Genomic DNA, 12922 nt, shown 5'->3' on the forward strand with positions numbered 1-12922 from the left:
AGCGCTTGTTTACACCTTTGACTTCAAGAATTCCCATTTGGTCTCTCCTTATTCCGCAGGTGTATTGGCAGCGTCTTTGGCAGCATCTTCAGTCTTTTTACGGCGACCGAAGAGTTTGCCAAGACGTTGTCCGCCTTCGACGAGGCCACCGGGCAGGAAGATCACGACAAGCATAAACAAGATGCCCAATGTGAGATGCCAGCCTTTGCCGATGAACGGGTGGATGATGAAGACGAGGAAGTCTTCGAGCCCGTCGGGCAGGAAAGCGAACCACTGGTGCAGGATCTGATCGTTGATCTTCGAGAATATGTTTTCGAAGTATTTGATAAAACCGGCGCCCAGGATTGGTCCGATTAACGTACCCGCACCGCCAAGAATAACCATCAGCACGACTTCACCTGAGGCAGTCCATTGCATGCGCTCTGCCCCTGCAAGCGGGTCCATCGCGGCCATCAGTCCACCTGCGAGACCGGCGTACATTCCCGAGATGACAAATGCTGCAAGTGTATAGGGACGCGAGTTCAAACCGGTGTAATTCAGTCTTTGCTGGTTCGATTTAATCGCCCGCAACATCATCCCGAAGGGTGATCGGAACAAACGGATCGCAATATAGAATACGATAAGCATGATCACGACGCAGAGGTAATAGCCCACGTTGAAATTGAACGTCCAAGCGCCGATATCGAGCTGATAGTTTGACCTCATCGAAAGTCCGAAGAGGTGCGGCAGATCCGGCAGACTGTCACGGTGCAGCCATTGCGGGTCATCCGCGTAGACCTGGAGACCGGTTTCGCCGTTGGTTAGGTTGAATTTGGGGTTTGACAGAACGGAGTAGGCCAGAGCGAACGACATCTGTGCGAAAGCCAAAGTCAGGATCGAGAAATAGATGCCCGATCTTCTCAGCGATACATAGCCAATCAATAGCGAGAAGAGGCCGGCGACAGCGACTGCCAAAATGATTGCCGGAAGAACATTGTAGGTGAACAGTTTAAACACCCACACGGCGGCGTAGGACCCAACACCCAGGAACGCGGCGTGACCGAACGAGAGGTACCCGGTAAGTCCGAAAAGGATGTTGAAACCGATCGCGAAGATCCCGAAGATAACAAACCGCTGCATCAGATCTGGGTAGCCTGCATTAAACTGTGCCAGCGAGCTTTCGGAAGGAAACGGGTTCAGAATGAACGGCGCCAGCACGGTCAAGGCAATGACGATGAAGAATAGTGATCTGTCTCTGAAGTTGAGGCCAAGCATGTTTTATTCCTCCATCACGCCTTTACGTCCCATCAATCCGCGCGGGCGGGTCAAAAGAACGATAATTGCGACAAGGTAGATGATGATCTGGTTGATGCCGGGGAGCAAACTTGTGGCCCAAGCAGTTGATGCAAAGCTTTCAAGAATACCGAGTAGAAAGCCCGCAAGCACCGCGCCCGGAAGAGATCCCATTCCGCCGACGACGACGACAACAAAGCTTAGGACAAGGAAGTCCATCCCCATGTGATAATTCGGCGGATTGATAGGAGTGTACATAACGCCCGCAAGCCCAGCCACGGCGGCTGCGATGCCAAACATGATGGTAAAGCGTTTGTCGATGTTGATACCCAGCATGCTGACTGTCTCACGGTCTGCCATGCCTGCACGAACCACCATGCCAAACGTGGTGAACTGCAGGAAGGCGAAGACACCCGCGATGACGGTCATTGAGAAGAAGAAATATATCAGGCGCCAGTAAGGGTAGATGATTGCATTTGGATCAAATCCGATCATCACACCGAGGTCGAGCGCTTTGGAGAGGCTGTCGGGAGCCGGTGTTTGGATTGGATTGGCGCCGTAGTAATACTTGACGACTTCCTGGATCACGATTGCAAGGCCGAACGTCACGAGGATTTGGTCCGCATGGGGGCGCTTGTAGAAGTGCTTGATTAGGCCGCGCTCCATGATGACGCCGATAGCGATCATCACCGGGATCGCGAACAAGATTGCGATCGGGACAGACCAGTCGATTATGGCTAAACCGACATCCTTCCCTAGCCAACTTTCGATATAGGTGGATTTGACCTTCAGCGGGTTGCCGAGGAAGTCAAGCTGGGTTTCGTCAATGGTTTCGTAGCTGAGCGACAAAATCCGTTGCAACGTCACTGCGCAAAACGAACCGAGCATGAACAAAGCGCCGTGGGCAAAATTTACCACCCCGAGCGTGCCGAAGATTAAAGTCAGGCCGAGGGCGATCAGCGCATAGGCCGACCCCTTGTCGAGGCCGTTCAGAACCTGAAGTATAAAGGCGTCCATGTCCCCACCCTAAAATTTTGAAAATCGCAGATCCGCCGACCTGTGCGGCGAAAGTGTGGGGACGCGCGATGCGTGCGCGGCCCCTTCTTTTCATCGCGCTATTATGCGCCTGGGTTACACTCGCCCAAAGACGCTTCGTCGCCGCCAAACATCGGGTGGTTCGGTGGATACTCGACCTGCGCGCGCGGCGTAACTTCGACAACTTCTAGAACGTCGAATTCGGATGTTGGGTTCTCTTTACCCTGCACAACCAAGACGTCCTTGAAGCACTGGTGGTCAGCGCCACGGTACAGAACGTCGCCGTTGCCCAGACCCGAGAATTCGAAGTCTTCAAGAGCTTCACCGACAGCGCATGGGTTGAACGACCCGGCACGGTTGACGGCGTCTGCATAAAGCAGCGTCTGGCAGTAAACGGTGTGAGCCGCCTGGCTTGGCGGGAAGCCGTACTTGGTGCCGAACGACTTAACAAAAGCTTTGGAGCCTTCGTCGGTCAGCGACCAGTGCCAGTTGGTAGAGCCAAGGATGCCCTTAACGTTTTCACCAGCACCACGTGCCATCAGGCGCGAATAGAGCGGAACAACGATTTCGAAGTTCTTGCCGTTGACTTGCTTGTCTTTCAGGCCGAATTGAACTGCGTTGGTCAGCGAGTTAACCATGTTACCGCCGTAGTGGTTCAAAACCAGAACATCTGCGCCCGAATTCAGAACCGGAGCGATGTAGGACGAGAAGTCCGTCGAGGCCAGCGGTGTCAGAACGTTGTTAACAGTTTCCCAGCCCTGGGCTTCGGTCGCATTTGCAATCGATTCCTGCTGAGTCCAGCCCCACGTATAGTCCGCGGTCAGGTGATAGGCTTTACGATCAGTGCCGTAACGGGCAGCAAGCACAGGTGCCAGAGCGGCGCCGGACATGTAACCGTTGAAGAAGTGGCGGAAACCATTGGCCTTGCGATCCTTACCAGTGGTGTCGTTCGAGTGTGTGAGGCCAGCCATGAAGATAACGCCAGCATCCTGACAGAGACCCTGTACAGCAATTGCAACACCAGAGGACGAACCACCAGTGATCATGATGGCGCCGTCTTTTTCGATCATCGACTTGGCAGATGCGCGAGCGGCGTCAGATTTTGTCTGAGTGTCGCCTGTGACGTACTCGACTTTTTTGCCGTTAATCCCCGTGCCGTCCAGCGTTTTGGACGAGAAGGTGCTGATCATGCCGCCATCGCCGCCGCCGTTCAGGTGCTCGACTGCAAGCTCGTAGGCGCGCAATTCGTCGGCGCCTTCGTCTGCGTAGGGACCGGACTGTGGAACGTTGAAGCCAAGTGTAACCGAACCGCCTTCAGGGGCGTTTGTGAAGCCGGTGTGACCGGCAGCCCAGACGGAACCGTCGAAGATGGTTGGTGTCGCCATTGCGGCACCGGCGAGTGCGCCAGTTTTCAGCACACCACGACGGGTAAAGTTAGATTTTGTCATAAAGCTCTCCCTTTGTTTTCCGGCTTGTGTAGTTGTCTACAAGCGCCTCCTCGCGCAGCCGGACCTTTTACAAGGTAGGGATGTTATCGGTCGGGTTATGAAAAAAAGATAGTAAGCCTAGACTCTTGAACGATTATTCTGTAAATAAATAAACGCGCGAGTGCAGAAAGTTGTAAAGAAATTCTCTCGCACTCACAGAAAGTCGTTGAAAACTCGAGGTTTTCGCCATGGCGCGTCCCGTCCTTACAGGCTCTCGTATCCGCCAATATCGGATTGATAAGGGGTTGCGGCAGGCCGAACTTGCCCGCGAATGCGGTATTTCACCCAGTTATCTGAACCTGATCGAGCATAATCGCCGCAAGATCGGCGGCGCGTTACTGAACAATGTGGCCGGCGCCCTTGGGGTGAACACGGCGACCTTGAGCGAGGGCGCGGGGGCGGCGTTGACCGAGGCTTTGGACGCGGTCGCCGGGGGCTTTGCGGAGCCGGGTGCAGATATCGAAAGGAGCGAGGATTTCGCGGGTCGGTTTCCGGGATGGGCGCGGCTTGTGACGCAGCAGCACGCCCGGGTGTCTGAACTGGAGCGGTTGGTCGAAACCTTGAATGACCGGCTGACGCATGATCCGTTTTTGTCGGCGTCGCTGCACAATGTTTTGTCGACAGTCACGGCGATCCGGTCGACCAGCGGAATTCTGGCGACCGGCGACGAGATTGAAGCCGCGTGGCAGGCGCGCTTTCACCGCAACATTTACGAAGACAGCCAGCGTTTGGCGGAAGCGACCGAAGCTTTGGTCGGCTATCTTGACGTGGGAGGAGACACGGATCGGGTGTTGTCTTTGCCGCTGGACGAACTTGAAGCATGGTTAAGCGATCAGGATTGGCGGATCGACGCGCTTGAAACGGACAATGACACCGCTGCGAGTGATATCGTGGCGCAGGCAGGGTCCGTGTTTTCATCTTCTGCGGCGCGCGCTTTGGCCACGGCGTTCCTGGAACGCTATCGCGCGGATGCGCGGGCGTTGCCTGTGGGTCCGTTTGAAGAGGCGGTTCTTGCCGGTGAGAGGGATCCGATGCGGTTGTCGGCGCGGTTTTCGACTGATTTACCGCGCGCCATGCGACGGCTTTCGACTTTGCCGGCGCGCTTTTTTAAGGGGGGCTTTCCACCCGGACTGGTGATTTGCGACGGTTCGGGAACATTGGCGTTTCGGAAACCGGTGCGCGGGTTTGCGCCGCCGCGGTTTGGGGCGGCATGTGCCGTCTGGCCGTTGTTTCAAGCGCTTCACCGACCGTTGACGCCGGTGCGAACTGATGTAGCGCTGGTTGGGCAGGACGACGTGCGGTTTCAGACGTGGTCGATAGCGACGTCAGATTATGTGGCAGGGTTCGAGCGGCCTCCGGTGGTGGAGTCCACCATGCTTTTGATGCCGGTTCTTGCCTCGGTCGGCGAGGAGGACGCGCCCTATCAGGTCGGCACGTCGTGTCGTGTCTGCGCAATCCGGGACTGCCCGGCGCGGCGCGAACCTTCGATCCTGAACGTCTCGGAGCCTGCGCCTAAATTTGGGTGATGTGACTGTCTGCGAACAATATTTTGACACTTCGTGTTCCATCAGGGATAGTCGTTTCAGACGATTTTGTCTGGCTTTAGGGAGGAGTCAGTCATGGGCAGGAGTGTTCTGCTGATCGAAGACGAGCCGAACATCATCGAGGCGATCCGGTTTATCCTTTCGCGCGATGGCTGGCGCGTTGATACTCATTCGGATGGTTTGACGGCCCTGGATGCGGTGCGCGCCCGGCGTCCCGATCTGGTTGTGCTTGATGTGATGCTTCCGAACCGGTCGGGCTACGATATTTTGCACGATTTGCGCGAGGATCCGGAATTTAAGGAGCTGCCGGTGTTGATGTTGACGGCGCGCGGGCAAAAGAAGGATCGCGAACTGGCTGAAAAGCTTGGGGCGAGTAGCTTTATGACCAAGCCTTTCTCGAATGGCGAGGTCCTTGCGACTGTGCGCGCATTGGTTGGCAAGTGAGCCGTCCGCCCGAACCGGTCTTTCTGGAACGACAAAGCTATCGCCGCCGCCGGTTAAGCGATGCGGCCCGCCTGATGCCGGTTGTCGGCCTTGTTTTGCTATTACTACCGTTGCTTTGGGCGGATCGCGCCACGACGTCAGGCGGCATTTTGTACATCTTTTCCGTTTGGGCGATTTTGATCGGCGCGACGCGGCTAATCTCGCGACGGTTGTCGGACTTCGACCCCTTTGGCGAGCCCAGAGAAACCTCCGAGGCAACGTTGTCAAAAGACGGAGGCATGCGCTAAGCCGTGTTGTCGTTTAACGCCCTCGCCCTGATTTCAGTTCTGTATGTTGCGTTACTTTTTGCGGTGGCGTTTTGGGCGGATAAACGCGCCGAGCGCGGTCAGGGCGGGTGGTTGCGGTCGCCGCTGGTTTATACGCTTTCATTGTCGATCTATTGCACGGCCTGGACGTTTTATGGGGCGGTTGGCTACGCGGCGCGCTCGGGCCTTGAGTTTGCGACGATCTATCTGGGGCCGACGCTTGTGATGGTCGGGTGGTGGGTGCTGTTGCGGCGTTTGGTGCGGATCGGGAAGACGCAGCGGATCACGTCGATCGCGGATTTGATCTCGTCGCGGTATGGTAAATCAAACATGCTGGGCGTTCTGGTGACGCTTTTGGCGGTGGCGGGGACGACGCCTTATATCGCGCTGCAATTGCAGTCGGTGACGTTGAGTTTTGCTGTCTTCAGGGGGGGGCAGTCGAACGCGCCTGAGGATCTTGCAGTCGTGGCGCTATGGGTGGCGTTCGGACTGGCTGTTTTCACCATTCTGTTCGGCACGCGCAATCTGGATGTCGAAGAACGTCACCACGGCATAGTCATGGCGATTGCGCTCGAAGCGGTAGTCAAGCTGATCGCGCTTCTTGCGGTTGGCATTTTTGCGGTGTTCTGGATTGGGTCGGGCCCGAGCGATATGATGGCGCGGATTGATGCCTCGCCGATAGATGTCTGGGCGTTGCAGCCCGACCGTTGGATGACGATGATTTTCCTGTCGGCCGCGGCGTTCATTTGCTTACCACGGATGTTTCAGGTCATGGTCGTCGAAAACGAGCACGAGCGGCATTTGTCGACCGCGGCCTGGGCGTTTCCGGTCTATTTATTCCTGATCAGCCTCTTTGTGATCCCGATCGCTGTTGTGGGGTTGTCGGTCATGCCAGAAGGGTCAAATCCGGATTTGTTTGTGCTGACATTGCCTTTAGCTTTCGATCAGAACGCATTGGCGACGCTGGCTTTTCTTGGCGGATTTTCGTCGGCGACATCGATGGTCATTGTGGCTTCGATTGCGTTGGCGACGATGGTATCGAACCATATCGTAATGCCGATCTGGCTGAGCACGCGTAGCGGCGGCGCGACAGTGTCGGGCGATGTGCGCGATGTGGTGATCTTCTCGCGGCGCGCGTCGATTGCGGGGATTTTGATCCTCGGATTTCTGTACTTTCGGCTGTCGGGGGGGGGGGCCGCATTGGCGTCCATCGGGCTTGTCGCATTTGTGGGAGTAAGCCAGGTTTTGCCTGCGCTCATTGGCGGTATCTTCTGGCGCGGGGCCACACGTATTGGTGCGGCGGCGGGTTTGGTGACGGGTTTTGTGCTTTGGATTTGGACGTCGTTTTTGCCAAGCTTTGGTGACGGGGCGATTTTATCGGCGTCGGTCTTTCAGGAGGGACCGTTTGGCATTGCGATGCTGCGGCCCAATGCTTTGTTCTGGATCGATGGGTTAGACCCTTTAGTTCATTCGGTGTTGTGGTCTATGGCGCTGAACACGCTGGCGTTTTGTGTCTTTTCTCTGATGAGCTTCCCTAGCCCGCTTGAGCGGTTACAGGGTGCGACTTTCGTCAATATTTTCCGCTATTCGGACCGGGCGCGTGGGTGGGCCGGTAGGGCGGCCGAAGCGGAAGATCTGTTGATGATGGCGCAGCGCATTATTGGTCCCGGTGTTGCACAGCGCATTTTCGAGAGCGAAGCGGCGACACAGGGAAAACAAGGTTATTTGCCGGATGTGACGCCGGATTTCATGGATCGGCTTGAGCGCGAGTTGGCGGGGTCTGTCGGAGCTGCAACTGCGCATGCGATGATAGCGCAGATCACTGGCGGGGCGTCGGTTACGGTCGAAGACCTGATCCGGGTGGCCGATGAAGCGCAGCAGATTTTGGAGTACTCAAATCAGCTTGAAGCGAAATCCGCCGAGCAGGAACGCACGGCGCGGCAATTGCGTGAGGCCAACGAGAAGTTGCTTGCTTTGTCAGTGCAAAAGGATGGCTTTCTAAGCCAGATCAGTCACGAGTTGCGCACCCCCATGACGTCGATTCGCTCGTTCAGCGAGATTTTGATGGGGGATACGTCAATGGAGGCAGGTGATCGCCTGCGGTATAGTCGGATCATTCACGACGAGACAAAACGTCTGACGCGGCTTTTGGACGATCTTCTGGACCTGAGCGTGCTTGAGAATGGGCAAGTGACGCTGAATATGGACGAGGAGACGCTTGGCGCTGTTTTGGATCGCGCGGTGGCAGCGATGGAAGTGGCGACGGGAGCGCGTCATTTCGCGATTGAACGGTCGGGCGATGGGGAAGATGTGCTGCTGTTTACCGACAGTGATCGTCTGGCACAGGTGTTTATCAATCTGATCGCCAACGCATTGAAATATTGTGAAAACCCATCTCCGAAGTTGACGATTAAAGTGGGGCAGGCCGCAGGACAAAGGGTTGTTGATTTCGTGGACAACGGCAAGGGTATTCCAACGGATGCGCAAACCCTGATTTTTGAGAAATTTGCCCGCGTGTCGGACAATCATGCGGCAGGCGGCGCCGGTCTTGGCTTGGCGATATGTCGTGAGGTCATGACGCGTCTTGGCGGTTCGATTGTCTATCTGCCGGGGCAAGGCGGCGCGGCGTTTCGCGTCGTTGTGCCCGATGCCAAGGTTAAAGCGACCTAGGGCAACCAAACCGTAATCAAATTGCGCTAAGGTGTTCTCGAAGCTGATATGGGGAGCCTTCAAAGTGACGGAGTTGGCGCGGGTCTCGCCTTTGGAGCGCCGACTAGCACCACCGTGTCCAGTAAGGGGGGGCGTTTGAGGCGCTTTTGCGGGCGGAAGTGCTGCGGGCGGCGGATCAGCGCGCTTGCGCTGCAGGCTGATGTTCGGGCCGTGACCCAATCAACGATGGAGCAGATAAACGTTGTTGCGGCTTTAGGGCGGCACGGTCTGCCTTGTACGATGACCCGTGATGCGCGCGATGTGGGGCTTTTGGTTGTTGATATCGGTCTTTTGCCCGTTGGTTGAGCTCCTGGCGCTTGGGCAGGTGACATCGGTGCCTGCGAAGGAACGCGCACCGACGCGGACCGATGCAGTTGTGGTTAGCGATATGCTGGACAAATGGATGGCCGATGTGGCGCGGGCGGCGGACGAGGCCGGTCTGGCGCAGATGGAACCAGTCCCGTCTCACAATCATCCGTGTTCTTTGGGGCCTCGCTTGATGCCGAGGCGTCGTCCAGGGCGGTGCTTTCTGCACTGCTCACGGGGGACGAGGCACTTGGCAGGCTTGCCGATATATCGAGCAACGGCAGGAGGTAGATTTGCCGGACTTTCCCAATCTGCCGGACCTTTCCGACCTTCCGGATTTGCCGGGCCTTAACGGGCCTGTGCGGCGAATTGCTCAAGTTGCGAGGCGATGCCGGGAAAGGCGTAACCTGCGGTATCGAGCGCTTTGGCGATGTCTGCTGCGGTGTGATCGCCCTGTCCGGCGCTGGCGAAGGCCCAAAGGATGGCCGACCGCGTGCCAGAGGCGCAATAGGCGAGAACCTGGCCGTCTGTCGTCGCTATGACATGAGCTTGGGACGCGACGGCTTCGCCTGTAAGGCCACCCGGTGCGAGAGGATTGTTGTGAAACGCAAGGCCGGCCGCTTCGCAGGCGGCCTTTAGGGCTTCGGACGACAGATCGAGGGGGACCTCGTTATCGGGTCGGTTGCAGATCACAGCCTTGAAGCCCTGAGTGACAATGTCGGGCAGGTCATCGGGCACAATCTGTGGGGCGACAGACATTTTTTCGTCAAGGCGCGTATATGACATGGGCGTCTCCTTCAGGCGGTCTGGCGCCCCTGCAGAGATCGCTTCAGGGGCGGTGCGGCCACCATGCCAAGGATCATCGCAACAAGGAAGACCGCTCCGCCGGTTCCACCCCATGTGATTGATGCGATGGCGGGGCCGGGGCAAAGGCCGGCAAGCCCCCAGCCCATGCCGAACAGAACCGAGCCTAGGACCAGATTTCGCCCAAGACGGGGTTCGGGCGGGCTTGGGAACGTGCCGCCTAAAGCAGGGGCCGCGCGGCGCGCAGCGATTTGCCATGCGATCGCCATGGGGATGATTGCGCCCCCCATGACGAAGGCAAGCGTTGGGTCCCAGTCGCCAAAAATATCAAGCCAACCAATGACTTTTCGGGTGTCGGTCATGCCGGAGATCAGCAATCCGACGCCAAAAAGGCCGCCGATGAAAAACGCTGCGATTAGACGCATCAGACCCACCCCAACATGTGACGGAAGACGACGACGGTTAGGCCGCCCGCACCAATGTAAAACACGGTTGCGACGATGCCGCGCAAGGAAAGGCGCGAGATGCCGCAAACGCCATGCCCCGAGGTGCAACCGTTTGCGATGCGAGTGCCAAGGCCGACGAGAAGGCCTGCCACTGCGATCAGTGCGAAGTTTCCAGTCAGGTGCGTTTGCGCGGTGCCGGTGGCAAGGGCCACAGCGCCGGGGATGAGGACAAGGCCTGTCAAAAAGGCGAGACGCTCGGCGCCATTTTCCGGGGCGGAGCGGTCAACAAGAGTTCCAATGATTCCGGATGCGCCCATGATCCGACCATTTATCAAGAGGTAGGCCGCGGCGGCAATTCCGATCATGGCCCCGCCGATGAGGCCAAATATCCAGTCCTGTGGCATTTTATAATTCCAGTAATTAGAGTTTGTTTACAGGTACTTTGAGGAAGACGTTCCCCTTTTCATCAGCCGCGGGCATATTGCCGGCGCGCATGTTCACCTGAAGCGATGGTACTATTAGTTTTGGCATTCCAAGCGATGCATCGCGCATTTCGCGCATTTCAACGAAGTCTTCACGGGCTTTGCCGCCGCCGACGTGGACGTTTTTAGCTTTTTGCTCGCCCACAGTGGATTCCCATGCAAACTCTTCGCGTCCTGGCGCCTTGTAGTCGTGGCCAACAAAGATGCGCGTGTCTTCCGGCAAGGCGAGGATGCGCTGCACACTGTCAAAAAGGTCCGTCGCTGAACCGCCCGGAAAATCACAGCGCGCTGTGCCGAAATCGGGCATGAAAAGCGTGTCTCCGACGAAAGCGGCATCGCCAATGACATAGGTCATGCAGGCCGGTGTGTGTCCCGGCGTGTGCATAACATCGCCGCGCAGTTGGCCAATGTGGAAACTGTCGCCGTCCTTGAAAAGCGCGTCAAACTGACTGCCGTCACGCTGAAATTCGGTGCCTTCGTTGAAGAGTTTTCCGAAGGTGTCCTGAATGCTTGTGATGTTCGCGCCGATCCCGATATCGCCACCCAGTTTCTCCTGAAGATAGGGGGCTGCACTTAGGTGATCCGCGTGGACGTGGGTTTCCAGCACCCAGGCGACGGTCAGGTTTTCGGCTTTGACAAAGTCGATGATCGCGTCGGCAGACGCCGTATCCGTGCGCCCCGACGCATAGTCAAAGTCAAGCACGCTATCGATAATTGCCGCTTGCGTGCCTTCGGGATCGCGCACAACGTAGGAAATGGTGTTTGTGGCGTCGTCAAAGAACGATGTGACCAGAGGTTTCATTCCTGTCTCCTTTGCCGCATATTTTAAATCACGAGAGCAACACATATGTATTATGATATATGTTGCCGAATTGGAACCGGATTCAAGTACCATGAAGGATAATTCTGAACTTTTACAGTCAGCGATGGCGCAATCCGCCGAAGAGGCTGCCGCTTATTTGCGCACCTTGTCCAATCCGGCGCGCCTTTTGCTTTTGTGCCAGTTGGTTGAGGGGCCAAAACGCGTTGGCGAATTGGAAGAAGCTTTGGGCTTGGCGCAGGCGTATGTGTCGCAACAGCTTGCGCGGCTTCGGGCTGATGGGTTGGTGAACTCTGAGAAAGAGGGGCGAATCGTCCGCTATTCGCTTGCTGATGAGCGTGTGGTTGCCTTGGTGCAGGTTCTTTACGATTTGTTCTGCGCGCAGCCGAAAGCAGGCAGCTGACAAAAAAAGACGCTCAATTACAGGGCGTTTGGTAAAGGCGTGCGCGTTTTTGACCGTCGTAAACGCATCTTGAGTCGCGTCGTGGTATGACTGTCTTATTCAGAAGAACTTCGAGCGCGAAGTCGCAACCTTATTAGGGAGGCTCTCATGAGCAAGACCACACCATACTTGAACAAGGCTGGTGCAGAGCATGGATACGACGTCGATGTGGCCGCGATTGTGGATGCAGTATTGGCTGATCCGTCGCGGGCGGAAGATGCAAAAGCGCTTTTGACGCGCAAGCTAGAGGCCCCGGACGTGGTGCGGATTGCCGTGCCAAAGACAGCCGCGAAGGTGCGTCTCATCTGCGAAGATGTCGAAGATGACATGTGGGACAACGTTCCGGTCTGACATTAGCCTAGATTGGCGTATCGCGGCGCTTGAGTTTCGCCCCACATGGCGTAGAAAACGATATGGGCCGAGCCGACGCAATTGATGATAGTGACACTTCTCGGCGGGCGGCGTCCGGCGATGTGGCCGTTATTGTCATCGACAGTCCCCCGCATGGCGCGCTGACGCCCAGCGTACGACTTTCGCTTTTCGAACAATTTAAGGCGGCGGGTGAAAATCCGTCCTGTCGCGCGGTGGTGATCGCGGGGCGCGATGGTGCTTTTGCGATGGGCACAGGGATCGACGCAGGCTCGGCTTTGGCGGATGCGCCCGAGGCACCGTCGCTTGGCGATTTGTGCGACCATATCGAAGCGATGGAAAAACCAGTTGTTGCGGCAATCACCGGGGCTGCTTTGGGTAATGGGCTTGAGTTGGCGTTGGCGGCACATGTGCGCGTGGCGCATCCAACGGCGCGTTTGGGCGCGCCAGAGATTAC

Annotated in this window: 15 protein-coding genes; 8 read left to right on the forward strand and 7 right to left on the reverse strand. The window is 56.8% G+C overall.

The genetic code is table 11. The annotated features are described in order from the left end of the window. Positions 1-48: 48 nt before the first annotated feature. The 3 genes from AC221Y_RS12300 to AC221Y_RS12310 form a co-directional block, all read right to left on the reverse strand. On the reverse strand, positions 49-1254 hold the full coding sequence (locus tag AC221Y_RS12300) for a branched-chain amino acid ABC transporter permease (protein WP_299754040.1): 1206 nt from the start codon (positions 1252-1254) through the stop codon (positions 49-51). Between the two features lie 3 nt (positions 1255-1257). After that, entirely contained in the window at positions 1258-2289 is a 1032-nt protein-coding gene (locus tag AC221Y_RS12305; protein WP_299754039.1) for a branched-chain amino acid ABC transporter permease, read from the reverse strand. Between the two features lie 101 nt (positions 2290-2390). Further along, entirely contained in the window at positions 2391-3755 is a 1365-nt protein-coding gene (locus AC221Y_RS12310; RefSeq protein ID WP_299754038.1) for a substrate-binding protein, read from the reverse strand. Positions 3756-3982: 227 nt separating this feature from the next. Here AC221Y_RS12310 and AC221Y_RS12315 point away from each other — a divergent pair, with 227 nt between their 5' ends. The 5 genes from AC221Y_RS12315 (at position 3983) to AC221Y_RS12335 (ending at position 9102) form a co-directional block, all read left to right on the forward strand. Then, complete coding sequence (locus tag AC221Y_RS12315) at positions 3983-5320, forward strand: helix-turn-helix domain-containing protein (RefSeq protein WP_299754037.1); 1338 nt, start codon at positions 3983-3985, stop codon at positions 5318-5320. 93 nt (positions 5321-5413) lie between these two features. Then, complete coding sequence (locus AC221Y_RS12320) at positions 5414-5782, forward strand: response regulator transcription factor (RefSeq protein WP_486707417.1); 369 nt, start codon at positions 5414-5416, stop codon at positions 5780-5782. Next, the gene (locus tag AC221Y_RS12325; RefSeq protein ID WP_299754035.1) at positions 5779-6069 is read left to right on the forward strand and encodes a hypothetical protein; all 291 of its coding nucleotides are present in this window, start codon (positions 5779-5781) and stop codon (positions 6067-6069) included. The genes AC221Y_RS12320 and AC221Y_RS12325 overlap by 4 nt, the downstream gene beginning before the upstream one ends. Positions 6070-6072: 3 nt before the next feature. Next, on the forward strand, positions 6073-8757 hold the full coding sequence (locus AC221Y_RS12330) for an ATP-binding protein (protein ID WP_486707418.1): 2685 nt from the start codon (positions 6073-6075) through the stop codon (positions 8755-8757). A 135-nt stretch (positions 8758-8892) separates the two neighbouring features. Next, positions 8893-9102 carry a hypothetical protein gene (locus tag AC221Y_RS12335; protein ID WP_486707419.1) on the forward strand — a complete coding sequence of 70 codons (210 nt, stop codon included), beginning with the start codon at positions 8893-8895 and terminating at the stop codon, positions 9100-9102. 348 nt (positions 9103-9450) lie between these two features. Here AC221Y_RS12335 and AC221Y_RS12340 read toward each other — a convergent pair whose 3' ends face one another. Genes AC221Y_RS12340 through AC221Y_RS12355 form a run of 4 tightly spaced genes read right to left on the reverse strand, consistent with a single transcriptional unit; the run spans position 9451 to position 11636 of the window. Then, on the reverse strand, positions 9451-9888 hold the full coding sequence (locus tag AC221Y_RS12340) for a protein tyrosine phosphatase family protein (RefSeq protein ID WP_299751352.1): 438 nt from the start codon (positions 9886-9888) through the stop codon (positions 9451-9453). Positions 9889-9899: 11 nt separating this feature from the next. Then, entirely contained in the window at positions 9900-10331 is a 432-nt protein-coding gene (locus AC221Y_RS12345; RefSeq protein ID WP_299751354.1) for a DUF6691 family protein, read from the reverse strand. After that, positions 10331-10756: a YeeE/YedE family protein gene (locus AC221Y_RS12350; protein WP_299751357.1), complete on the reverse strand. Its 426-nt coding sequence runs from the start codon at positions 10754-10756 to the stop codon at positions 10331-10333. Before AC221Y_RS12350 ends, AC221Y_RS12345 begins: the two co-directional genes overlap by 1 nt. Positions 10757-10772: 16 nt before the next feature. Next, a complete protein-coding gene (locus AC221Y_RS12355) occupies positions 10773-11636 on the reverse strand; it encodes an MBL fold metallo-hydrolase (protein ID WP_486707420.1) in 864 nt (287 codons plus the stop codon). A gap of 91 nt (positions 11637-11727) precedes the next feature. Between AC221Y_RS12355 and AC221Y_RS12360 the strand changes: the two genes are divergently transcribed. The 3 genes from AC221Y_RS12360 to AC221Y_RS12370 all read left to right on the forward strand — a co-directional run. Then, positions 11728-12057, forward strand: a complete 330-nt coding sequence (locus AC221Y_RS12360) for an ArsR/SmtB family transcription factor (protein WP_486707421.1) — start codon at positions 11728-11730, stop codon at positions 12055-12057. A 147-nt stretch (positions 12058-12204) separates the two neighbouring features. Further along, complete coding sequence (locus AC221Y_RS12365) at positions 12205-12447, forward strand: hypothetical protein (protein WP_299751365.1); 243 nt, start codon at positions 12205-12207, stop codon at positions 12445-12447. A 62-nt stretch (positions 12448-12509) separates the two neighbouring features. Next, positions 12510-12922: enoyl-CoA hydratase-related protein (locus AC221Y_RS12370; RefSeq protein WP_486707422.1), on the forward strand; the 413-nt coding region annotated here is incomplete at its 3' end.

The sequence above is a fragment of the Boseongicola sp. genome (genome assembly GCF_057460485.1).

Bases quoted from the DNA above. Each gene is read 5' to 3' on its own strand.
- AC221Y_RS12340 (WP_299751352.1), bottom strand. From the start codon at position 9,888: ATGTCATATACGCGCCTTGACGAAAAAATGTCTGTCGCCCCACAGATT.
- AC221Y_RS12320 (WP_486707417.1), top strand. From the start codon at position 5,414: ATGGGCAGGAGTGTTCTGCTGATCGAAGACGAGCCGAACATCATCGAG.
- AC221Y_RS12315 (WP_299754037.1), top strand. From the start codon at position 3,983: ATGGCGCGTCCCGTCCTTACAGGCTCTCGTATCCGCCAATATCGGATT.
- AC221Y_RS12300 (WP_299754040.1), bottom strand. From the start codon at position 1,254: ATGCTTGGCCTCAACTTCAGAGACAGATCACTATTCTTCATCGTCATT.
- AC221Y_RS12360 (WP_486707421.1), top strand. From the start codon at position 11,728: ATGAAGGATAATTCTGAACTTTTACAGTCAGCGATGGCGCAATCCGCC.
- AC221Y_RS12305 (WP_299754039.1), bottom strand. From the start codon at position 2,289: ATGGACGCCTTTATACTTCAGGTTCTGAACGGCCTCGACAAGGGGTCG.
- AC221Y_RS12355 (WP_486707420.1), bottom strand. From the start codon at position 11,636: ATGAAACCTCTGGTCACATCGTTCTTTGACGACGCCACAAACACCATT.
- AC221Y_RS12345 (WP_299751354.1), bottom strand. From the start codon at position 10,331: ATGCGTCTAATCGCAGCGTTTTTCATCGGCGGCCTTTTTGGCGTCGGA.
- AC221Y_RS12310 (WP_299754038.1), bottom strand. From the start codon at position 3,755: ATGACAAAATCTAACTTTACCCGTCGTGGTGTGCTGAAAACTGGCGCA.
- AC221Y_RS12365 (WP_299751365.1), top strand. From the start codon at position 12,205: ATGAGCAAGACCACACCATACTTGAACAAGGCTGGTGCAGAGCATGGA.
- AC221Y_RS12350 (WP_299751357.1), bottom strand. From the start codon at position 10,756: ATGCCACAGGACTGGATATTTGGCCTCATCGGCGGGGCCATGATCGGA.